At 65.8% G+C, this 20,803-nt stretch carries 23 protein-coding genes and 1 pseudogene; 10 read left to right on the top strand and 14 right to left on the bottom strand.

Annotation, left to right across the window (positions count from 1 at the left end):
* Positions 1 to 50: 50 nt before the first annotated feature.
* From V3C40_RS24690 to V3C40_RS24675, 4 genes are all read right to left on the bottom strand, one after another.
* Positions 51 to 491, bottom strand: coding sequence for a hypothetical protein (locus V3C40_RS24690; RefSeq protein ID WP_331778782.1), 441 nt, complete (start codon positions 489 to 491; stop codon positions 51 to 53).
* Positions 492 to 600: 109 nt separating this feature from the next.
* Positions 601 to 1,050 carry a VOC family protein gene (locus V3C40_RS24685; protein WP_331778781.1) on the bottom strand — a complete coding sequence of 150 codons (450 nt, stop codon included), beginning with the start codon at positions 1,048 to 1,050 and terminating at the stop codon, positions 601 to 603.
* 53 nt (positions 1,051 to 1,103) lie between these two features.
* Positions 1,104 to 1,904: a TOTE conflict system archaeo-eukaryotic primase domain-containing protein gene (locus tag V3C40_RS24680; protein WP_219330307.1), complete on the bottom strand. Its 801-nt coding sequence runs from the start codon at positions 1,902 to 1,904 to the stop codon at positions 1,104 to 1,106.
* A 61-nt stretch (positions 1,905 to 1,965) separates the two neighbouring features.
* The gene (locus tag V3C40_RS24675; RefSeq protein WP_331778780.1) at positions 1,966 to 3,483 is read right to left on the bottom strand and encodes an MFS transporter; all 1,518 of its coding nucleotides are present in this window, start codon (positions 3,481 to 3,483) and stop codon (positions 1,966 to 1,968) included.
* Positions 3,484 to 3,629: 146 nt separating this feature from the next.
* On the opposite strand from V3C40_RS24675, the gene V3C40_RS24670 reads away from it, so the two are divergent.
* Positions 3,630 to 4,490: a LysR substrate-binding domain-containing protein gene (locus tag V3C40_RS24670; RefSeq protein ID WP_331778779.1), complete on the top strand. Its 861-nt coding sequence runs from the start codon at positions 3,630 to 3,632 to the stop codon at positions 4,488 to 4,490.
* 338 nt (positions 4,491 to 4,828) lie between these two features.
* On the opposite strand, the gene V3C40_RS24665 is transcribed toward V3C40_RS24670, so the two are convergent.
* Positions 4,829 to 5,038: a hypothetical protein gene (locus V3C40_RS24665; RefSeq protein WP_128139501.1), complete on the bottom strand. Its 210-nt coding sequence runs from the start codon at positions 5,036 to 5,038 to the stop codon at positions 4,829 to 4,831.
* Between the two features lie 24 nt (positions 5,039 to 5,062).
* Here V3C40_RS24665 and V3C40_RS24660 point away from each other — a divergent pair, with 24 nt between their 5' ends.
* The 7 genes from V3C40_RS24660 (at position 5,063) to V3C40_RS24630 (ending at position 11,389) form a co-directional block, all read left to right on the top strand.
* Positions 5,063 to 5,224 carry a hypothetical protein gene (locus tag V3C40_RS24660; RefSeq protein ID WP_161781510.1) on the top strand — a complete coding sequence of 54 codons (162 nt, stop codon included), beginning with the start codon at positions 5,063 to 5,065 and terminating at the stop codon, positions 5,222 to 5,224.
* Positions 5,225 to 5,336: 112 nt separating this feature from the next.
* Entirely contained in the window at positions 5,337 to 5,951 is a 615-nt protein-coding gene (gene gstA, locus V3C40_RS24655) for a glutathione transferase GstA (protein WP_331778778.1), read from the top strand.
* A 286-nt stretch (positions 5,952 to 6,237) separates the two neighbouring features.
* Positions 6,238 to 7,794 (top strand): FAD-dependent monooxygenase, encoded by a 1,557-nt coding sequence (locus V3C40_RS24650; RefSeq protein WP_331778777.1) that lies wholly within the window; start codon positions 6,238 to 6,240, stop codon positions 7,792 to 7,794.
* 61 nt (positions 7,795 to 7,855) lie between these two features.
* On the top strand, positions 7,856 to 8,953 hold the full coding sequence (locus V3C40_RS24645; RefSeq protein ID WP_331778776.1) for an acyl-CoA dehydrogenase: 1,098 nt from the start codon (positions 7,856 to 7,858) through the stop codon (positions 8,951 to 8,953).
* A 170-nt stretch (positions 8,954 to 9,123) separates the two neighbouring features.
* The gene (locus tag V3C40_RS24640) at positions 9,124 to 9,921 is read left to right on the top strand and encodes an HDOD domain-containing protein (protein WP_254798428.1); all 798 of its coding nucleotides are present in this window, start codon (positions 9,124 to 9,126) and stop codon (positions 9,919 to 9,921) included.
* Positions 9,922 to 10,013: 92 nt separating this feature from the next.
* Entirely contained in the window at positions 10,014 to 10,445 is a 432-nt protein-coding gene (locus V3C40_RS24635) for a hypothetical protein (RefSeq protein ID WP_034788152.1), read from the top strand.
* Complete coding sequence (locus V3C40_RS24630) at positions 10,442 to 11,389, top strand: DUF2145 domain-containing protein (RefSeq protein ID WP_331778775.1); 948 nt, start codon at positions 10,442 to 10,444, stop codon at positions 11,387 to 11,389. The genes V3C40_RS24635 and V3C40_RS24630 overlap by 4 nt, the downstream gene beginning before the upstream one ends.
* Before the next feature lie 9 nt (positions 11,390 to 11,398).
* Here V3C40_RS24630 and V3C40_RS24625 read toward each other — a convergent pair whose 3' ends face one another.
* The 9 genes and pseudogenes from V3C40_RS24625 to V3C40_RS24585 all read right to left on the bottom strand — a co-directional run bounded on the left by V3C40_RS24625 (position 11,399) and on the right by V3C40_RS24585 (position 19,721).
* Positions 11,399 to 12,700: a nucleotide disphospho-sugar-binding domain-containing protein gene (locus V3C40_RS24625; RefSeq protein WP_331778774.1), complete on the bottom strand. Its 1,302-nt coding sequence runs from the start codon at positions 12,698 to 12,700 to the stop codon at positions 11,399 to 11,401.
* Positions 12,684 to 13,280, bottom strand: coding sequence for a flavin reductase family protein (locus V3C40_RS24620; RefSeq protein WP_331778783.1), 597 nt, complete (start codon positions 13,278 to 13,280; stop codon positions 12,684 to 12,686). Before V3C40_RS24620 ends, V3C40_RS24625 begins: the two co-directional genes overlap by 17 nt.
* A 9-nt stretch (positions 13,281 to 13,289) precedes the next feature.
* Positions 13,290 to 13,706 (bottom strand): annotated as a pseudogene (locus tag V3C40_RS24615) (GNAT family N-acetyltransferase); the annotation flags it as partial.
* 46 nt (positions 13,707 to 13,752) lie between these two features.
* Positions 13,753 to 14,382, bottom strand: a complete 630-nt coding sequence (locus V3C40_RS24610; protein ID WP_331778773.1) for an NAD-dependent dehydratase — start codon at positions 14,380 to 14,382, stop codon at positions 13,753 to 13,755.
* Positions 14,383 to 14,440: 58 nt separating this feature from the next.
* The gene (locus V3C40_RS24605; protein ID WP_331778772.1) at positions 14,441 to 14,824 is read right to left on the bottom strand and encodes a nuclear transport factor 2 family protein; all 384 of its coding nucleotides are present in this window, start codon (positions 14,822 to 14,824) and stop codon (positions 14,441 to 14,443) included.
* Positions 14,825 to 14,855: 31 nt separating this feature from the next.
* Positions 14,856 to 15,956, bottom strand: coding sequence for an alkene reductase (locus V3C40_RS24600; RefSeq protein WP_331778771.1), 1,101 nt, complete (start codon positions 15,954 to 15,956; stop codon positions 14,856 to 14,858).
* A gap of 73 nt (positions 15,957 to 16,029) precedes the next feature.
* The gene (locus V3C40_RS24595) at positions 16,030 to 16,614 is read right to left on the bottom strand and encodes a TetR/AcrR family transcriptional regulator (protein WP_331778770.1); all 585 of its coding nucleotides are present in this window, start codon (positions 16,612 to 16,614) and stop codon (positions 16,030 to 16,032) included.
* Positions 16,615 to 16,673: 59 nt separating this feature from the next.
* Entirely contained in the window at positions 16,674 to 17,954 is a 1,281-nt protein-coding gene (locus V3C40_RS24590) for an arsenic transporter (RefSeq protein ID WP_331778769.1), read from the bottom strand.
* A gap of 117 nt (positions 17,955 to 18,071) precedes the next feature.
* Positions 18,072 to 19,721, bottom strand: coding sequence for a DUF4394 domain-containing protein (locus V3C40_RS24585; protein ID WP_331778768.1), 1,650 nt, complete (start codon positions 19,719 to 19,721; stop codon positions 18,072 to 18,074).
* A 194-nt stretch (positions 19,722 to 19,915) separates the two neighbouring features.
* Here V3C40_RS24585 and V3C40_RS24580 point away from each other — a divergent pair, with 194 nt between their 5' ends.
* The gene (locus V3C40_RS24580) at positions 19,916 to 20,203 is read left to right on the top strand and encodes a DUF6150 family protein (RefSeq protein WP_331778767.1); all 288 of its coding nucleotides are present in this window, start codon (positions 19,916 to 19,918) and stop codon (positions 20,201 to 20,203) included.
* Between the two features lie 21 nt (positions 20,204 to 20,224).
* Positions 20,225 to 20,794, top strand: coding sequence for an Hcp family type VI secretion system effector (locus V3C40_RS24575; protein WP_072453861.1), 570 nt, complete (start codon positions 20,225 to 20,227; stop codon positions 20,792 to 20,794).
* Positions 20,795 to 20,803 lie beyond the last annotated feature (9 nt).

The raw sequence follows: 20,803 nt of genomic DNA, 5'->3' as shown, positions 1-20,803 counted from the left end.
TCCCAAAGCGAACCTTTCAGCCGGGGGTACGCGGTTGCCACGAAGTAGCCTTAGAGGCAGCCCCAAAGATAAATGGACTGCCCCGTGGAGATGGCTTGCCGTGCGAGCGATTGCAAATCTTTCAAGAGCGGCCGCAAATCTGCTGCATTACAGTCGATCTCTTCAGTTTTTGCCCATTGCTCCGATGCGCTCTCCAACCCGTCCGCATTTGAATTTGCAAGAAGGCTTGTCAGCTCGTCCGGAAAACGGTGAAGCCAGGATTCGCCATCCTCCTCAACGTAGATGTCTTCAGGCATGTGTTTTTCGATATCCCACTCGCTGCGCTCCAAAATGGCCCAAAGAGTACCGATTTCCAGGTCTGTGATGCCATTGACTTGGACCGGATTCAACAAAAGCGCAATTTCCTCGCCCTCGTCAGGCTCTTCAATCCGATTTGCATATCGGATGGCCTCGGCTGGATCAGCGATAAAGAAGTCTGCAATTACTCCCAATGTGGTTCTCCCTGTTTTTTGCACAAGATTGATTGGATATTCAACGACTGCGTCTGGCCGGTTGCCATCGTTTCACTAACGGGCTGGACGCCGATCCGGTGGGATTCCCTCAGGCCGTTTTCTGCACAAGCTGTTCGGCAAGCCCGATGAGGATTCCTTCCGGACCACGAATATAGCAGAGCCGGTACATGTTTTCGTACTGGACTACTTCGCCGACCAGCTTCGCGCCGTGTTTGACGAGCCGGACGAGCGTGTCGTCGATATCCTCGACGGTAAACATGACACGCAGATAACCGAGAACGTTCACCGGGGCGTTGCGGTGATCGGCGACCACGGGCGGCGCGAGGAAGCGGGATAATTCGAGACGGCTGTGACCGTCCGGCGTACGCATCATGGCAATCTCGACGCGCATGCCGTGCAGTCCGGTGACGCCATCTGCCCAGTCTCCTTCAATTGGGGCGCGTCCTTCGAGTACGAGACCAAGTTCGGTGAAGAACGCAATGGCGGCATCGATGTCTGCTACCACGATGCCAACGTTGTCCATGCGCTTGACTGTCATGTTGCCTCCTGGGTATCTAACGTATCCTTCAATCAGGGAGAAGGAGCGCCCCGTTACGGCAACCGGTGCCGGAACGTCGGCTCGATATTACGCGCATGCAGCCAGCGCACGATGTCTTCCAGGGTGGCGTCCTGCAGCAGCAAGCCCGGCTGCGTCGGTGACTGGGTCACCACCGTTGGCAATGGAGCGGCGACGGGAGCCGGCACGGCATTTGCCAGCCCCGCATGTCCCTGCAACTTGGCCAGCGCCTGCGCGAATTGTCCCGGGTTGATGCTGCGCAAGCTTTCCAAGAAGCCCAGCTGGGCGGCCGGGGGTGGCGGCATGTCCAGGCCCGGCTCGTCGACAAAGGCCGCGCCCATGCTGGGGTGGATGAAGGCGGCCCACTTGCCCGATGGCTGCAGACATGGCGGCAACGCTACCTGCTCCACGTCGGCGGGCGGCGCGGTGGCGAGGATGTCGGTCGAGGCAGGTAAAAAGGTGGAACGCAGCAGCTGCACGAACTGGTGCGCCTGGGCGACGGGCACGGGCGTGGCCAGGGACAGCCATAACTGGAACGCGGTGCCCGAGATGCTGACGGCCGGCGCCGGCAAGTCCAGCTCGTGCTGCACAGCGTTGGCGATCGTGCACAGCGCGCTCCAGTGCGCTTCGCCGCCGCCCTTGCCGCCAAACTCCAGCACCAGCGCGCGCGTCAGGCCGCTCTCGGTCACGAGTTGCACGGCCACCGTCTGCTCGCCCGACAGATGGCGCGCCAGCACGGCCGGCGTCAGCGGCTGCGCGCCGCCCTCCGCATCAATGTATTGCTGCTGTTCCTCGAACAGGTACAGGCGGGTGAGTTCGGAAATCAGTTTATGCATGGGCAGCCTCGTAATGACGTTGAGCAAGACTTGTCAACGTGCCCAGATTATAGCCTCCTGGCTATTCCCTCACTGGCAGCCCGGCTGCATGCCGCGTCCGTCCGGCGCCAAACACCAGCCAGCTGGCCACGGCGAACAGGCAGGCGGCCACGCCGCCATACAGCATCACGGCGCCAAATCCCTGCGCCAGCACCAGCTTCGCCACGCCGGCCGGCAGTGCGCCGGCGCCCTTGCCTACCGACAAGCCTTCCGCCATGGCGCGCAAGGTAGCCGCGTCCAGTCCGCCGGGCAACTGCATCCGCAAGGCGGACTGGATGGCTGCGACGAGAATACAGCCCATCAGCGCTATATTCACCGACAGGCTGATCATGCGCGCGCTGATGTCGATGCTGGAAGCCATGCCGGCCCGTTCGCCCGGTACGGCGCCCGTCGTCGTATTGGTGACGGGCGTGTTGGTCAGGCCCAGGCCCATGCCCGCCAGCAGGCAGCCGGGCAGGATCGTCAGCCAGCTGGCGGCATCCACACGGCTGCCCCACAGCATCAGCAAAAAACCCACGCCGATGACCAGCAAGCCGGCAGGAATGACGGCATCGGCCCGGTAGCGCAGCGCCAGGCGCTCGGCCAGCGGTGGCACGAGCAAGGTGGGCAAGGTGTAGGCCAGCAAGGTCAGACCCGTGTCCAGGCTGCTGTAGCCGAGGCCATACTGCACGTACAGGGGCAGATAAATCATGAACGGCCAGAAACTGCAGTTCATGCCCGCCGAACCGAGCAGCGCTCCCGAGAAACGGCGGATGCGGAACACCGCAAAGTCGATCATCGGTTCGGCCTGGCGCCGTTCGATCATGACAAACAGCATCAGACTGATCAGCGCCACGGCCAGGCTGGCCACGCTGCGCGGATCACTGAACCCCAGCGCCGGCCCCTGCGTCAGGCACCAGGCCAGGCTGAACACGCCCAGCGACAGGGTGGCGATGCCGGCCACGTCCAGCTTGCGCCGCTGCGGGTCGCGCGATTCGCTCACGCCCAGCGTCACCAGCAGCAACGCCGCCAGCGCCAAAGGTCCGTGTACGAGAAATACCCACTGCCAGTTTGACAGCGCGACGATGGCCGCGCCGATGATGGGACCGAAGCCCAGGCCCAGGCCAAACACGATGCCCCAGGCGCCAAACGCCCGGCCCCGCGCGGCGCCGTCCGGAAACTGCTGCGACAGCACGGCCACCTGGCAAATCAGCATGGCGCCGCCAGCCATGCCCTGCAGCGCGCGCGCGGCGATCAGCACGCCCGTGCTGCCGGCCCAGCCGCATGCCAGCGAACTGAGGCCGAACAGGATCAGGCTGGCGAGCAGCAAGCGCTTGCGGCCATAGCGGTCGGCCAGGGTGCCCGTGGCCATCAGCACGGTGGTGCAGGCTAGGGTGTAGGCGTTCATGATCCATTGCAAGTCCTTGAAGTCGCCATGCAGCACGGTTTCCAGGGTGGGCAGGATCACGGGCACGCTGGAAATTTCCAAGCCAAACATGAGCGAGGCCAGGCAGACGGCGGCCAGGGTGAGTACGTTTTGTTGCGAAGTAGTCAGGTGCATCGAAGCTTTGCTTTCGGTAGTCATGGAGGGATGCGTGGTGCCGGGGCACTGCAAGCGGCCATTCTAGAAAAGCTCGACTCATGAGGGAAATGATAAAATTTTGTACAATTCATTCATTTTCATCATGAATCGCAGGAGCGTCACCCATGGACTTCGATACCGCCCTGCTGCGCGCCTTTGTCGCCGTAGCGGACACGGGCGGCTTTACGCGCGCCGCCGAACGGCTGCACCTGAGCCAGTCCGCCATCAGCCACCAGATCCGCCGCCTGGAAGAGCAAGCGGGCAGCGCGCTGCTGTTGCGCACGACGCGCAGCCTGCGCCTGACGGAAGATGGCGAAGATTTCCTGCGCCACGCGCGGCAGATCCTGGCCGCGCAGGACGCACTGTCGCGGCGCTTCCAGCGTTCTTCGATTGCGGGCGCCGTGCGCTTTGGCGTGCCGGAAAATTTCATGGGCGCGCGCCTGCCTGCCCTGCTGGCACAGTTCGCGCACCTGTTTCCCGCCGTGCGGCTGGATGTGACGGTGGGCACCTATCTTGACTTGCAAAAACTGGTCGCTGCCGATGCGCTGGACCTGGCCGTCGTCATGACCCTGGCCGGTGGCCAGGATGAGGCGGCCGTGCTGCGCCGCACGCGCTTCGTCTGGGCCGCGGCGCAGGATTTCCGGCACGACGGCGCGCTGCCCCTGCCGCTGGCGTTTTCACCCGCGCCGTGCATGCACCGGCAAGTCGGTGTCGATGCCCTCGATGGCGTCGGCCTCGACTGGCGCGTGGCGTTCACCTCGCCCAGCCAGCAGGGCTTGCGCGCCGCCGTGCTGGCGGGATTGGCCATCACGGCCATGCCGCAAGGCGACTTGGAGCCGGGCATGGTGATCATCGATGGTCAGCATGGCTTGCCTGCCCTGCCCGCCGCCCAGTTCCAGCTCGTCTGGCGCGCCACCAGCACCACGGCGGCGGCTGAAGCGTTCGGACAATTGCTGCGCGAATGGTCAGCCGCCGCAGCGGCATGACAGCAACGCCAGGCCACGATACATGCGATCGTACGCGCCGCCATCCAGGTGACCCAGCAGTTCATGGAGGTGATGAAGCGGCACCGATAGGGCCGGATCGTGAATATTTGCAGCCGCACCATCCACGGCACCGTGAACCGCACCGCCTAGTCAGGGTGTAGGCGCTTTGCACCCAGGCCATACCTTTATCCGTAAAGCCCAGTTCCTGGTGGACTTTAGGAAAGCTGCACCATGGACATGTCGAGCACGATCATCCCCTAGCTGACGAAGATGATGGCAAGAAATGCCAAAGTCCGCATGAACTTATTAGCCAAACTAATGATTGAGTGGAGCCAGTATCAACGGGCCAGCCGAACCACCAGCACTGCCGCCCCGGTAGCAAAGCATAGCCAGCAGGCCAGGAAAATATCGGCCGCATACGGCGTGCGGTCCCAATAGCTGTCGCCGGGTGGCAGCTGCAAGACCAGACCGCCCCACAGCAACATGGCACCCCATGCGATGACGCTGGCAATGACAAAACCCAGTAGCGAATAAAGAAAAGTTTTCATCACGCGATAGTCCGACAAGATTGCTTGCAGAATAACAGCAAAACGCAGCGCGATGACCTGCGCCTGCAAGTGCACAGCACGCGCAGCGTCTCGCTGACGCAAGCGGGCGAACAGCGGCTGCGCACGGCGGCCCCTCCTACCGCGTTTACCTTGCTGCCCGACACCTTGCGCAATCGTGGGGTTTGAGCCAGCGCAAGGCGACACCGGGCGCCAATGATCACCACACGAACACGCGTTTACCGCGCGGCGGCGCAGGTCTATAGTGGCATCTCCCCACCTTTTCAAGGACAGGACCGCCATGAAACTCTTTTACTCGCCGGGCGCCTGCTCGCTGGCACCGCACATCATCCTGCGCGAAACGGGCACGCCGTTCACACTCGTCAAGGTCGACCTGGGCCAGCACAAGACGCCGGAAGGCGGCAGTTACTATGAGCTCAACCCGAAAGGCCAGGTACCGCTGCTGGCGCTCGACGATGGCAGGACCTTGAGCGAAGGCCCCGTCATCGCCCAGTACATCGCCGAGCATGCCGGCAAACACGACCTGCTGCCGCCCGTGGGCAACTTTGCCCGCTACAAGGTGATGGAATGGCAGAATTACATCACGTCCGAGCTGCACAAATCGTTCAGTCCCCTGTTCGATTCGCGCATCGACGCCGCCACCAAGGCCCTGTTCATCGAGGAACTGGGCAAGAAATATGCGTGGATCAACAGCCGCCTGGAAGGCAAAGCCTACCTGACCGGCGACACGATGACCGTGGCCGATCCCTACCTGTTCGCCGTGACAGGCTGGGCGCCGCAGCTGGGTGTGGACCTGTCGCAGCTGGCCAATGTGCAGGCATTCCTGGGCCGCATGACCGAGCGCGACAGCGTCAAGGCGGCACTGGAATCGGAAGGACTGGCCAAGGCTGCCTGAACGCCGTTGCATGGGGTTTCCCCGGGCTGGCGGCGCGCGACAATCCCGTGCTAAGATCGTGGCGTCGAAAAAGGTGGACCGGCGTGGTGAGCCCCGGTCAGCCGTCCGCCTGCGGACGGTCATATTCCAGCCCTGGGGGCCGCGGACCACGACGAAAAGCGGACGTGCGCCGTTTTTTCGTCGGCGTGCGTTCCGTCACCCTGCTGCCTGAACGGCGTTCCGCCTGCCGCGAAAAATCACCACGTCCTTGACCGAGTGTGCTCTGCACAACATCCAGGACGACATCATGAAACCAGCTTCAATCCACACCCCTGTACTCATCATCGGCGGCAGCCTCGTCGGACTTTCAGCCTCGCTCTTCCTTGCATGGCGGGGCATGCCGCATATCCTCGTTGAAAAACACCACGGCAGCGCCGCCCATCCCCGCGCCACGGGCTTTACGGAACATACATTGGAATTTTTCCGCGCCGCCGGCATCGCCGAACGCATCCCCCAGGTGCCGCCCGGCGCCACCGTGCGCCGCGCCCGCGTGGAAAGCCTGGCGGGTCAGCACTACGAGGAATTGCCGTGGACACCAGGCCAGCCGGAGGAGCGCGACGGCAAGGCCTCGCCCATGGCCGGTGCCGCCATCGCCCAGGACTTGCTGGAACCGATACTGCGCGAGGCCGCGCGCGCACGGGGCGCCGACCTGCGCACAGGCGTGGAACTGCTGTCCGTGCAGCAGGATGCGCAGCGCGTCACGGCCCAGCTGCGCCAGCGCGACACGGGCGCATGCTATGCCGTCACGGCCGATTACCTGATCGCCGCCGATGGCGCGGCCAGCCCCATCCGCGAACAGCTGGGCATCGCGCGCCAGGGTGCCGGTCCCCTGCGCGTGCTGCGCAGCGTGCTGTTCAGCTGCGCGGAGGCGGACGCCTTTCTGGAACGGGGCATCCGCCAGTTCGACATCGACCAGCCAGGCTTCAAGGGTTTCCTGGGCACGTATTCGGACGGGCGCTGGTTCCTCATGTTTGAAGAACAAAGCGAGAGCACCGACGCGCAATTGCGGGCGCTGGTCCGCCAGGCCCTGGGCAAGGACATGGCGTTCGAACTGATCACCACGGGACGCTGGGAGCTGGCCGGCCTGATCGCGGACAGGTTCAGCGAGGGGCGCATTTTCCTGGCCGGCGATTCTGCCCATCAATTGCCGCCCACGCGCGGCGGCTACGGCGCCAACACGGGCATCGACGACGTCTACAACCTGGCATGGAAGCTGCAAAGGGTGGTGCGGCAACAATCGCGCCCTGCCCTGCTCGACACCTATACGGATGAGCGCCGGCCCATCGCCTGGCTGCGGCACCAGCAAACCTTCGCCCGGCCAGACTACGCGAAATGGGTCGGCGAAGGCTACCAGGACGCGCCACTGTATGGCAATCTGGCGATGGAACTGGGCCAGCTGACACGCTCCAGCGCCATCCTCGGCGCGGACGCGGCACTGCCGCCGGCCGCCCACCCGCGCGACTGGAACGGCCAGCCAGGCACGCGCGCTCCCCACGTATGGGTACGGCATCGTGGCAACAGCGTCTCCAGCATCGACCTGCTGACCGAGGATTTCGTGCTGCTGACAGCCGATCCCCGCTGGTCCGCCGCCGCCGCGCACCTATCGTTGAAGACCTTGCTGGCCGGCGCCGACGTGGTTTTCCCCGCCGACCAGGCCTTCGTCGACACTTTCGGCACAGGCGATGACGGCGCCGTGATCGTCCGGCCGGACGGCATCATCGCCTGGCGCTCCGCCCCGGCGGCAATACCGGATGCCATGCTGCTGCGCGCGGTGATGGAAAAAATCGCCTTGCCGCACAGCTGACGGCAACGGCGCCGCCGCGCTGTGCGAAAATGCCCGCCTTCACCATTGCCGGACATTGCCCATGCCGCACGCTGCCATTGCTACCCTTTCCGAACGCGACGCGCACCGCATCGCCCGCCACGCCCAGGCGGCCGATGCGGCCCGCTTCCTGCATCCGGTGCAGCAAGCCTTGCTGCACCGGCGCGGCTGGCTGACGATGCTGGCGCCGCGCAGCGCGGGCGGCGCAGAGCTGCCCTTGCCGCAAGTGGTGCGTCTGGAAGAAGCCGTGGCCGCCGTCGATGGCAGCATGGGCTGGGTGCTGACCCTGTGCGCAGGCGCGGGCTGGTTTGCGGGCTTTCTGGCGCCCGGCATGGCGCAGTCCATCATCGGCACGCCGCGCGTCTGCCTGGGCGGCAGCGGCGCGGCCACCGGCTACGCGGAGGAGGAAGGCGACGGCTACCGCATCACGGGCAGCTGGGACTACGCCAGCGGCGCACCGATGGCCACCCACTTCACCCTGAACGCCCTGCTGCGGCGCGATGGCCAGCCCCTGCTCGATGGCGAAGGAAAGCCACGCATCCGCGCCTTCCTCGTCCCCGCCGCGCTGGTGCGGCTGGTGCCTTCGTGGAACAGCGTCGGCATGCGCGCCAGCGCCTCGCACAGTTACCGGATCGACGGACAGTGGCTCGGCAAGGATCATGGCTTCACGATCAGTCCCGACACCGCGACGGCCGGCGGCCCCCTGTACCGCTATCCGTTCTACTCGCTGGCCTACGTGACCCTGGCCGCCAACGTGGCCGGCATGGCCGCGCATTTCATGCAGTTGGCCGAGGAATGCATGCGCCACCGCCGCCATGCGCGCGCCGGCTTGCCCCTGCTAGACGTACCGGAAGTGGCCGCCATGCTGCAAGCCAAGAAAGATGCTAGCACGACCGCCCGCGCCCGCTTTTACGCCGTGCTGGACGACAGCTGGGCCCAGGTGGCGGACGGCGCGGCGCTCGACGCGGAAGGCATGCAAGCCGTGCAGGAACGTTCGCTGGAGCTGGTCGCCGTGTGCCGCGCCGCCGTCGATGGCCTGTATCCATACTGCGGCCTGTACGCGGCCCGCGAAGACAGCACCATCAACCGGGTCTGGCGCGATTTCCACACGGCCAGCCAGCATTCACTGCTGCTGCCCTGACATTGCCAACCGCGGCTTCGCCGCGCGACAACTTGCCCTCCCCTGGCAGCCGCATGACTGAAAAGGCTGGCGGACGCCATGCGGCCCGGATTGCCTGATACTATGAGGCATTGCTACTTTTCGCTCCCCTATCCATGCACGTCAACACGCTCAGCAGCCTTGCCCAACTTTTGGCCAGCGCCGAAACGGAAACCCTGGCCTTCCCCACCAGCATCAATACGGCCCTGCTCCTGCAAAAGGAACTGGCCAACCCCGATTGCCACTCGGCCGACATCAGCCGGCTGCTGCTGTGCGAACCGACCTTGTCGGCGCGCGCCGTGGCGCTGGCCAATTCGGCCCTGTTTGCGCCCGGCCAGGCGCCCGCCATCACCAGCGTGCGCGGCGCCGTCGAGCGGCTGGGCCACCGCAACCTGTATGCGCTGGCGACGGCGGCCGTCATCCGCCAGCTGAACGCGGGCATCCGCGACGAAGCCTTGCGCGCCCGCGCCACCCAGCTGTGGGCGCACACCGTGCACGTGGCGGCGCTGGCGCATGGATTGGCGGGCGCCGTCACGCAGACGGATGCCGATACGGCGCTGTTCGCCGGCATCGTGCATGAAGTGGCCGGCTTTTATCTGCTGGCCCAGGCCGACAAGACCCCTGGCCTGTACGCCCACCTGGAAACGCAGATGGCGTCCGCCCTGGAAGTGATCGGCCGCGCGCTGATGCGCCAGCTGGGCGTGCCGCAGGCGGTGGCCGATGCCGTCAATACCTTGCCCGGTTCGACCATCATGCTGCCACCCGAAGGCTTGCGCGACACCCTGCTGCTGGCCAAGGCGCTGGCGCCCGTGCCCTCGCCGCTGCCGCAGGCCGGCATCACCGTCAGCGCGCCGCTGCAAGCCTACCTGGACAATGATCCCGTGCTGCAGGCGCTGCGCACGCAGCCGTCGGCCGAAGCGAAGGCCCTGATCGAGGTGCTGCTCAGCTGATGGCCGATCTGCTATGATGGCGCAGGCCGGGATGGACCCGGTCCGCTTTCATTCATGTCCACTGGAAAACTGCCTTGACTACCTCCTTACGCATGCTCGGCCTGGCCGCAGCTCTGACCATGGCGTGCAACGCCAACGCCGACAGCTTCGTTTCCTCGGCCTCCAGCGCCGGCTCCCAATCGAGCGGCAGCATTTCCGATTCGCTCAACGGTTCGAGCAACAGCTCCTCGCGCGACAACAAGGTGGCCAATGGCCCCTACCGCATCATCGACGTGGCCGCCGTGCCGGGCCGCGACGGCATGACGCGCCTGACCATGCAGGCCGACGCCACGGCCACGCCGCTGGTGCTGGACTTGCCGCAAGCGGCGCTCGACAAGCAGCAGCTGGCGCAGGGCGACGTGGTGCATGCGCAAAACCGCGCCTACGGCATCGAATTCTCGCGCAACGACACGCGCGCCGCCTTCTTCCTCGTGCTGGCCGACGACTGGTACGGCGAAATGGCCACGCGTCCCGTCAGCCTTTGATTCGTTTTCTCCCGCGCCGCCCGGCACTGCTGCTGGGCGTTTGCGCCATCTTCAGCGCCGGCGCGACGCAGGCGGGCACCTCGCTCGCCTCGTTGCACTTTTGCGACCGCGCGCAGGAACTCACGGCCACGGAACAGGACCGGCTGCTGCGCTTTGCCGCCGTCGTGCGCGAAGAACTGGCCGCCAGCGAAGGCAGCGTGGCCCTGATCAGCCGCTCGGGCCTGGACCTGGCCCGCTTCGGCATCCGCTATTCGCACGCGGCACTGGCCTGGCGCCACGACAACGACAGCGGCTGGTCCGCGCGCCAGCTGTACTACGCCTGCGACGAAGGCCGCCCGCGCATCTTCGACCAGGGCACGGCCGGTTTCGCCATGGGCACGGAAAACCCTGCGCTCGGCTACATCTCGCTCGTGAAACTGCCGGCCGAAACCGTACCGCCCCTGCGCCGCGCCCTGCTCGATCCCGTGCGCGTGCAGCAGTTGCTGGCGGGCCGCTACAGCGCCAACGCGTATGCCTACAGCCTGAAATACCAGAATTGCAATCAGTGGGTGGTGGAAATGCTGGCCGCCGCCTGGGGCGAACTGGCGGCCGGCGGCGACTTGCGCGCCCGTGCCCAGGACTGGCTGCGCGCCGCGCCGTATGCGCCCGCCCCCGTCGACGTGGGTGCGCGCTGGCTGATGCTCGGTTCCATCTTCGTGCCCCTCGTGCACATGGACGACCACCCGCCGGAAGCCATCGGCACGATGCAGCTGGCAGTGAGCTTGCCAGCCAGCCTGGAAGCATTCGCGCGCCAGCGCCTGCCCGCCAGCGAGCGCGTGGAAATCTGCCACGACGGCAAGCAGGTGGTAGTGCACCGGGGCTGGGATGCGATCGCCGACGGCTGTATTCCAGGCGCAAACGACCGGGTCATCGCCCTCGACGATACGCCGCACGACAGTCCCTGACGGCAGTCGCTAAGCTGCGGCCAGCGCCGCTTCGACCTGGTCAAGCAGGCGCGATGGTTCCAGCCCCTGCCCCATCCGGCGGGCCACCTCGCCGCACGCCAGCTGGACCCCGGGCGCGGCGAGCAGGCGCGCCAGCTGCCGCTGCATGCGCCCCGCCGACAGGCGCCTGGCCAGCAAGACATCCCCCACGCCGAGCCGTTTGACCCTCCAGCCATTATCGAACTGGTCGTATGCGAACGGCACGATCAGTTGCGGAATGCCCGCACGGAAAGCATCCGCGCTGGTGCCGATGCCGCCATGGTGCACGACGGCCGCCACGCGCGGCAACAGGGCCGCAAACGGCACGTGCGCCTGCCACATGACGCTGGCCGGCAAATCCTGCGGCACTTGCGCCGCATGGGGCGTGAGGAACAGGCCGCGCCGTCCCAGCCGCCGCAAGACGTCCAGGGCGATGCTGAAATAGCGCTGCGCGTGCTGGTGGCCGGTACCGGGCGTAAACACGATGGGCGGCTCACCCTCGCCCAGAAAGCGCTCCAGCTCCGCCGGCAGCGCCGCAGCGCCATGCATGGCGGCGCCCATGAAACCGGTTTGCACGAAATGCGGCGGCCAGTCCGCCTGCGGGGCGGCGAACCACGCTGGAAAGAGTCCCAGCGAGGCATCCGATGCGGTCAGCATGTGCGCAAAAAAATGCGCTTCGGGCGGCAGTCCGTGCTGCGCGCGCGCCCCGTTCAGGCCAGGCAGCAGCACCGGGTCGACCATGCTGCGGTTGATCAGCCGCCACAGGGCCTGGCGCCAGGCCAGCGGCACCCAGGCGGGAACGCGCAGCGAGCCGGCCGCCAGGAAATCATGGCTGCTGCACAAATTCGATGGCGCCAGATAGGCCGCGACGATGCGCAGGTCCGGGCGTGCCGAGCGTGCCAGGGCAGCCATCGGCACGAGGAAGGGGTGGCACAGCACCACGCAATCTTCTCCGTCCGGCAAGCCTTGCACGATGCCGCGCACGGCGCCCAGGTGCGGCACGAGGCCGCGCCACACCAAGCCCCAGCCCTTGCGTTCATCCCACAGGCCCGGGTCGCCCAGCATGGCCTGGCCCTCTGCCGCGCTGCCAAAGGTGTGATATGGCAGCCTTGACGCCTGCGCTGCCGCTTCCTGCCAGCCCGGCACGAGCAGCAGCACGCGCCGGCCCCGTTGCTGCAAACCCTGCGCCAGCGCGATAAACGGTTGGATGTCGCCGCCCGTGCCGCTGCTGGCGACGATGACGAGCGGCGTGGCGGCGGCCTGGCCCGCCAGCGCTTCAGCCCGGGGCAGCATCGAGCGCCTCGCCGATTGCATAGAAGCGCCCGCCGGCGATGTAGTGCAGGCTGCGCCAGGATGGATCCGCGTCTTCGAAATGCCAGTGCCCGTCGCGGAACACGCGCGTGTCGGCCCAGGCGCCCACCACTTCGCCGATGAACAGGTCGTATGCGGTCTGGTTGTGCGGCTCGGGGACCAAACGGCAGGCCAGCCAGGCCGAACATCCGGCCACGAACGGCAAATCAAAGCCGTCCATGTGAAACAGCCGCACGCCGGCGCGCGCCAGTTTGTCGGGCTGCGCATCAAGGCTGTGCGTGCCGACGGCGTGGGTCAGCTGCAGCTGCCCCGCCGTCGGCACCTGGATGACGAACGTGCCGCTGCCTTCGACGAGCGCGCGTGTGCGCGTCGCCTTGTCCAGCACCACGGTCAGTTTCGGCGGCGCGAAATCGAGGGCGCAAGCCCAGGCGGCAGCCATCACGTTATCGACGCCGCCATGGCGGGCCGAGACGAGGATGGACGGGCCGTGATTGAGCAGGCGATAGGCTTTTTCCAGCGGCACGGCGGCGATATGGTCCCGTTCATTTAGCGACAGCAGCATGTCCCACTGGTCGATGCCGGGCCCGAAGCCATCCGGCGTCACCTTGACTGTCTCAAAGCCGAAGCGCGCATAAAAGCCCTGCGTGTGCTGGCTGGTGTTCATGCTCACCTCGGCCACGCCCGGCACGGCGCGGATGGCGTCCAGGCGCGCCTGCGTCAGCACGCGGCCCAGACCCTGGCCGTGCAGATCCTGCGCCACCATGCCCCAGCACAGGCTGGCCACCGTGCCGCCTGCATCGAGCGCATGGCCGCCGCAGGCGACGATGCGTCCGTCGCGTTCGATGACCAGATACGGATGTGTCGAATTTTCCAGCCAGGCGGCAAAGTCCGCGCGCTCGGACGGGTCGAAAAAGCGCGGCGTATTGCCGTCGAAAAGAGCCAGGCAGGCATCGCGGTCGCCGGCCCGGTAAGGACGCACTGTTTGCATTTTTTGTACTTAAAAAACATGAATGGCAATTATAAGGGGCGCGCGGTCAAGCCAGCTGTTCCGGGCCGACGACGTGCACGCCCGGCGCGCTAGCCAGCGCCGCTTCCAGCAAGGCGCTGGCGATGCGCGGCGCGGGATTGATGCGCCAGCGGCGCGGCAGCACAGGACCGAGCACGCGCAAGATGCGCAGGGCAGCGCCCTCGCCCGCCCGCGCCTCCTCGCGTTCGCCGCCGATCAGTCCCGGCCGCACGTGGGTGAGCGACGCAAAACCCAGCGTTTCGAGGTCGCGTTCCAAGTCTCCCTTGACGCGGTTGTAGAAAAAGCGCGAAGCCGCGTTGGCGCCGGCGGCGGAATTGAGCGCATACGTGCGCGTGCCGGCCGCCAGCGCCAGCCGCGCCGCGGCCAGCGGATAGTCATGGTCGACTCTGCGAAACGCCTGCCGCGTGCCCGCCACCTTCATGGTCGTGCCCAGGGTGCAGATGACGGCGTCCGCCTGCCACCAGAGCGCGTCCGCCGGCAAGCGGTCGAAGTCGACAAAGGGCGCGTGCAATTTGGGATGCGCCGGCAAGGGCTTGCGCACGGGCGCGACGATGGCCGTGACGCGCGTGTCACTCAGCGCCAGGCGCAGCACTTCGCGGCCCACCAGGCCCGTGGCGCCTATCAGTATCAGTTTCATTCATTCTCCCCGCATGCTGGACGCCACACGATACAGCATCGGGCGCCCAGGCAGCGCATCAGGCGCCCGCGTGCGTGTGATAGATCTTGCTCACGATGGTCCACTCGCCCTGCACCTTGAGCAGATTGAAAAAGTCGGTGAAGCGGAAGCCCGAGAGTTCGTCCGTGTCGACGCGCGCGCTGGCCGCCGTGCCCACGATATCGATCCGCGCGATGGCCGCCTTTGCCTGTGGCGATGGACGGAACGCGCTGTCGATGATTTCGAACAGGCCTTCGATGGGCCCGCCCGTCAGCTTGTCTTCCCCGTCGATGCCGAAAATGGTGGCCTCGCTGCTGAAGGCGGGGCGCATGATGCTGCTGTCGGCCTGCGCGCCGCCCGCATTGTATTGATTCAGCACGGCGACAATCGCCTGGTAATCCTGCACATAAGTGGTGTTGTTCATGGTGCGCTCCTTGGTTGGGTGAAAAGAAAAATCAGGACTGGCTGGCCGGCCAGTCGGTGTAGCCGACGGCGCCGCCGCCGTAATACGCCGCGCGCGGCGCCACGGCCAGCGCCACGCCATGGCGCAGGCGCGCCACGAGGTCCGGGTTGGCGATGAAGGGACGGCCGAAGGCCACCGCATCGACCTTGCCTTCGGCGCGGCGCGCCAGCGCCAGCGGCAAGTCGTAATGGTTGTTGCCGATGTAGGGGCCATCGAACAGCGCCCGCAACGCGTCGAGGTCGACGCCGTCCGGTACCTCGCGCGAGGTGGCCGTGGCGCCTTCGACGAAGTGCAGATAGGCCAGCCCGTGGCGGTTCAACTGTCCGATCAAATAGCCATAGGTGGCCATCACGTCGCTGTCGACGGGCGTGTTGCCCGCGTCGGGCGTGACGGGCGACAAACGGATGCCTACCCTCGCCGCACCCCACACGTCCACCACGGCATCCGTCACTTCCAAGGTCAGGCGCGCGCGGTTGTCGATGCTGCCGCCATATGCGTCCGTGCGCCGGTTGGTCGAGTCGCGCAGGAACTGGTCGAGCAGGTAGCTATTGGCCGAATGCACCTCGACGCCGTCGAAACCGGCGCGCAGCGCGCATGCGGCCGCATGCGCATACTGGGCAACGATGCCGGCAATTTCCTGCGTCTCCAGCGCGCGCGGCATCGACACGGGCTGCATGCCGCTGGCCGTGTAGGTGCTGCCCTCGGCCTGGATGGCGGAAGGCGCGACGGGCGCGGCGCCGCCGGGCTGCAGGCTGGTGTGCGAAAACCGCCCTACATGCCACAGCTGGCAAACGATCCTGCCGCCGGCAGCATGCACGGCGTCCGTGACCAGCTTCCAGCCAGCCACCTGCTCGTCCGTCCAGATCCCCGGCGTCATGGCATAGCCGCGCGCCTGGGGCGAGATATTCGTCGCCTCGCTGATGATCAGGCCGGCGCTGGCGCGCTGGGCGTAGTACTCGGCGTGCAAGGCGTTCGGCACACCATCGTCGCCCATGCGGCTGCGCGTGAGCGGCGCCATGACGATGCGGTTGGCCAGCGCCAGCGCGCCCAGGTCGACTGGAGAAAATAGATCGCTTTCATGCTGTTCGGTCATCGTATTGCTTTCATATTGTGCGAGAGGTCAAAAATAACTGACCGGTCGTCTATTAAATAGTTAAAAAAAACGGCTACGCCAGCAGCCGTTGCGTGGTTGACATGGCCGCGTCAAATGGCCCGCCGTTCCTGGCCACCTTGACCATCAGGGAAGCGCCCAGCCACAGCTGGTACAGCGATTCGGCCAGCACGCGGGCCGGCGTCGCCGCCGCCACGGAACCGTCGAGGTGGCCCGCTTCCACGCACTGCGTCAGGCGGTCCAGGATGGCGCCCGTACCCTGCTGCATCACGGCGCCCATGTCCACGGACAGGTCGCACACTTCGGCGCCCAGCTTGACCACCAGGCATTTCCCTTCCGGGGCGCTGCCGGCCTGGGTCGCGCTCCAGTAGTCAAAATAGGCCAGCAGGCGCTCGCGGGCGGTGCCCGGGCCGTCCAGCAAGGCGTCGACCGTCTGTAGATAGGTGGTGAAATAGTCGTCGAGCAAGGCTTGGCCAAACTCTTCCTTCGACTTGAAGTAATAGTAGAACGAGCCTTTCGGCACGCCGGCCGCCGCCACCAGTTCGGCCAGGCCCACGGCCGTATAGCCCTTCTCGGCCATCAGGGCCTTGGCGATGTCGATCAGGTGCTGGCGCATGTCAGCGGAAGATTTTTTGCTCATGCGTCCAGTATAGCAAAAAATCTGACCGGTCGTCTAGTAAACTATCCCGTGCTCCGCCATCACCCCAGGCGCAGCGCCAGCGCGGCCAAGGTCACGAGCAGCACGGGCACGGTCAGCACGATGCCGACGCGGAAATAGTAGCCCCAGGAAATGTGGATATTCTTGCTGTCGAGCACGTGCAGCCACAGCAAGGTAGCCAAGCTGCCGATGGGCGTGATCTTCGGTCCCAGGTCGCTGCCGATGACGTTCGCGTAGATCATCGCTTCGCGCACGGCTCCCTGCGCCGTCGTCGGGTCGATGGCCAGCGCGCCCACGAGCACCGTCGGCAAGTTGTTCATCACGGACGACAGCAAGGCCGTCAGTAAGCCCGTCCCCATGGCCGCGCCCCACACGCCGTACTGCGCGAAGTGGTTCAGCATGCCCGTCAGGTAAGCCGTCAAGCCCGCATTGCGCAAACCGTACACGACCAGATACATGCCCAGGGAAAAAACGACGATCTGCCACGGCGCATGGCGCAGCACATGGCGCGTGGAAATCACGTGGCCCTTGCCGGCCACCACCAGCAGCAGCGCGGCGCCCACGGCGGCGATCAGGCTGATGGGCACGCCCAGGTGCTCCTGCGAGAAAAAGCCCACCAGCAGCAGCGCCAGCACCAGCCAGCCGGCGCGGAAGGTAGCAACGTCGCGGATGGCGGCGTCCGGGCGTTTCAGCTGTGCGACTTCGTAGTCGCGGGGGATATCCTTGCGGAAAAAGAGCAGCAAGGCGGCCAGGGTCGCCAGCACGGCGACGACGTTGACGGGCACCATCACGGCAGCGTACTCGGCAAAGCCGATCTTGAAGAAATCGGCCGAGACGATATTGACCAGGTTCGACACCACGAGCGGCAGGCTAGCCGTGTCGGCGATGAAGCCGGCCGCCATCACGTAGGCCAGGGTGGCCCTGGCGGAAAATTTCAGCGCGCGCAGCATGGCGATGACGATGGGCGTCAGGATCAGCGCGGCACCGTCATTGGCGAACACGGCCGAGACGAGCGCGCCCAGCAAGACCAGCAGCACAAACAGTTTTCTGCCGCTGCCCCCACCCCAGCGCGCCACGTGCAGCGCTGCCCACTCAAAGAAGCCGGCAGCGTCCAACAGCAGGCTGATGATGATCACGGCAACAAACGTACCGGTGGCGTTCCACACGATATGCCAGACGACGGGAATGTCGCCCCAGTGAATCACGCCGGCCAGCAAGGCGACACAGGCGCCGATGACGGCGCTCCAGCCGATGCCCAGGCCACGCGGCTGCCAGATGACGAGGATTAAGGTGGCGAGGAAGATGAGGAAAGCGGTGAGCATGGGGCGAGGTTCCGGGTATGCGGCATCGCGGGCACCATGCGCCGCAGCCATTGAATATCATCAATAATTCTATAATACTGGAATTATTGAATCAAGGCAAAGCTGCGGCGTACTTCCTTACTTGAGCGCGATGGCAATATCGACCAGCCCCACCGTCCCATTGCCGATGGCGGAAGCGGCCGGCGTGGCCGCACCGCCGCTCAGCACGGCCCCACCCGTCGCCAGGTCGATGCGGTACAGCGAGCTCGGTCCCGTGGCCGAGGTGCGCAAGGCCGCCAGCGCGAGGCCGTTGGCGCCACCGGCGATATCGAAGCCCACGTCGCCCGCCACCGCCACGCCAAGCGCGCCGACATTCACCAAAGTGCCGTCGTTTGGCGGATTTTGCAGGGCGAGCGCTGCGCTGGCCGTGTCGATATCGAACAGCATGGTCGCCGTGGTGCCGGCAAAGCTGTTGGTATAGGCGGCGGCTGTCACGCCAGGCGCGGCGCCCGCGCGGTTGACTGTACCGTCGGTGGTGGTGGCGCCTGTGTCGACATTGATGCGCAGGCTTTGCCCCGTGTTGCCGATCACGCGCAGGCGGTCGGCGACGGGATTGAAATCGACGCCAAAGGCCGTGCCCGCGATGGCCGTGTACGGCGCGGTGACGTCCAAGGCATCGGCGGCCAGCGCCGCCTTGACGGTGGCGGCACCCGTCGCCGGGTCGATGGTAACGATGCGCCCCGTCGACGATATCCCGTACAGCAAGCCATCCTTGGGACGGATGTCAAAGCCCAGCAGGCGCTCGCCCGCCGCCAGGCCCGTCACGGCCACGTTGGCGTCCAGCGTGTTCGGCGTGGCCGTCTTGAAGGTGACGATGCGGGCGTCGTCCGTCAAACCGTAGGCGATAGGCGCGGCCGGCGCTTTCAGGGCGATGCCGCGCAGCTCTTCCGCCGCGCCGATGGCCGCCACCAGGGTCGCCGGTGCCGTGCTGGCCGCCAGGTTCAGGGTGTACAGGTTGCGCGCGCCGGCTACCGTCATGACGGCGTAGCCCGTATTCGTGCGCGCATCGATGTCGAAGCCGGTCACGCCGGTGGCCGCCACGCCCAGCGGCACGGCGCCGGCCAGGGTGCCGTTGTTCGGCGGATTTTGCGTGTACAGGGTGGCGTTGGCCCCATCGATGACAAATAAGGTGGTGCTGGCCGTGCCGGCAAAGCTGTTGGTATAGGCGGCCGCCGTGATGGCCGTATTCGCTGCGCCGCCGTTGATATTGCCATCTGTCGTGGTGGCGCCCGTGTCGACATTGATGCGCAGGCTCTGGCCCGTGTTGCTGACGATGCGCAGGCGGTCGGCGACCGGGTTGAAGTCGACGCCGAACTCCGTACCGGCCAGCGCCGTGTACGGGGCCGTCGCATCGGCCGCATCGGCCGCCAGGGTGGCTTTGACGGTGGCGGCGCCCGTCACGCCATTCAGGGTGTAGATGCGTCCCGTGCTGCCGACGCCATACAGCTGGCCATCGGCGGGACGGAAATCGATGCCCAGCAGGTTTTCGCCGGCCTGCAGGCCCGTGACGGTGGCCGTGGTGCGGATGGTGGCCGGCGTGGCGCGGTCGAACGACAGCAGCTTGTTGCTGGCGGTGAGCACGAAGACATCGCCAGCCACCACCACGGGCGGCGGTGGCGTGACGACGACATCGTCGTGGTCGCTGCCGCCGCCGCAAGCGGACAAGGTCATGGCGACGGCGGAAACAAGCAGCAGCTTGGCGTATGGCAAGGTTGGCAGTGGTGACATGGTCGTGGTCCCGATAGAGTGAGTGGAGGTGCCGCTCATGCCGCCGTTGCGGCGAGCGCACCCCTGTACTACTCGCCGTGCCCGCGTTTGGATGCAGTGATGCAAAAAAATTTATTTCGGCGCAATTTATGCTTGTGTTTAGGCAACTTAATCGGTGTATAGTCGCAGGCACGATTGAAACTGGGTTCAGGAAAGTGGCGCGCATCTATCAGACCAACAACATGGGCGAAGCCGACCTGCGGGTGGCCATCGTGCAGCGTGGCAATGCCGACTTGCTGGTACACCGCGTGGCCAGCTGGGGTCTGGCGCATGGCGACGCACAGTGGTTCATCACCCGTGAGCGCCAGGATGCAACGGCCAGCGTGTATTTCACCTCGCAAGGCTTCGCGCAGCTGACCATCAGTTTTGTCGACCACGCCAGCGAAGCGGGTTGGACCCGGCCACATCGGCTCAAGGGCTGCCTGTCGCACGGCGGCAGCTGACATCAAGCGGAGGAGCTCGTCATGGATTTGATTTTGCTGGAACCCGGCAACGGGGAACTCGTGTTCGGCAAGACGCCGGACGGTGGCAATGCCGGCATCGACGCCATCTGGCGCGACGCCGCTGCGCTGCAGGGCATGGGACCATGCATCGAGCTGGTCTCGCTGCACCAGGGCATGAAGCAGCAAATAACGACGGACGTCAGCAATTCTGCGCGCACGTCGGGGCGGCCCGTGATCACGGAATTTACCTGTGTCAAATATGTCGACCGGACCTCGGTCAACTTGTACGACCTGTGCCTGCGCGCCAAGCCGCTGGGCACCGGCACGGACCAGCCAACCAAGCTCTACATCGCCCGCAACTCGGGCGACAAGACGGCCAACATCATGACCATTTGGCTGCGCGACGCCATCATCAGCGAAATCCAGCTGCAAACCCATCCCGATGACATGCCGACCGAGCAGTTCAAGCTGAATTTCACGGAAATCCTCTGGAGCCACAGCGTGCAGCAGGCCGACGGCAAGCCCGGCCCCCAACACACGACAGGCTGGAGCCTGGCGCGCAACCGGCCCATCGGCGCCTTCACGGGCTAAGCAAGGCGC

It is taken from the genome of Janthinobacterium sp. LS2A, assembly GCF_036543145.1.
In the GTDB taxonomy this organism is placed as follows: domain Bacteria; phylum Pseudomonadota; class Gammaproteobacteria; order Burkholderiales; family Burkholderiaceae_D; genus Janthinobacterium; species Janthinobacterium aestuarii.
This window is presented reverse-complemented; position numbering and strand designations above follow the sequence as displayed.